Here is a 683-nt window from a genome sequence, read left to right as displayed (position 1 = left end):
CGAACCCACGTCCACCAAGATCGGTACGACAACGGCTTCTCAGCACTGTCACGTTGATGGGGGACTTGTCGTCTGAGATGACCGGCGACGGCCGGACCATCACCCAGCTGCGGGTTCCCGACAGGACCAACGGGATCACCTGCTTCGCCGCACTGCTGGCTCCCTACGAACTGGCCGGGGTCACCGCCGACGCCCTGCACACCCAGCGCGACCACGCTCGGTTCCTGGTGGAGGAGAAGAAGGCCCACTACCTGCTGGTGGTGGGACGGCACCTGGGGCCGCCCGAAGATCACCGCCGAGCTGGGCGAGGCGGGCGTCCGGGTGAACCACAAGCGGGTCGGGCGGGTGATGCGCAAGTTCGGCATCGCCGGGCTGCGGCTACGGAAACGGCACGTGACCACGGTCCCGGACCCGTCCGCGAGCCCGGTGCCGGATCTCCTGCAGCGTGACATCACCGCCACCGCTCCGAACACGAAGTACGTCGGCGACATCACGTATCTGCCGGTCGGGGACGGCGGCTTCCTCTACTCCCCGTCGGGTCTGAACGGTGCCGGTACTTTCAAGGCCGGTCAGGCGGTCATCGCCAACATCGGTAACGACCTTACCCAGACGATCGCCACCGCCGGCTGACGATCCGGTCGGGGAGCAGCCACTGGCGCACCCCACCGAGCGAAGGAACGAAA

Annotated in this window: 1 pseudogene; it reads left to right on the top strand. The window is 67.2% G+C overall.

Annotated features, from left to right (window positions below):
• Window positions 1-261 precede the first annotated feature (261 nt).
• Window positions 262-546, top strand: a pseudogene (locus tag AA75_RS33000) (IS3 family transposase); the annotation flags it as partial.
• Window positions 547-683 lie beyond the last annotated feature (137 nt).

It is taken from the genome of Kitasatospora sp. MBT63, from assembly GCF_000710465.2.
In the GTDB taxonomy this organism is placed as follows: domain Bacteria; phylum Actinomycetota; class Actinomycetes; order Streptomycetales; family Streptomycetaceae; genus Kitasatospora.
This window is presented reverse-complemented; position numbering and strand designations above follow the sequence as displayed.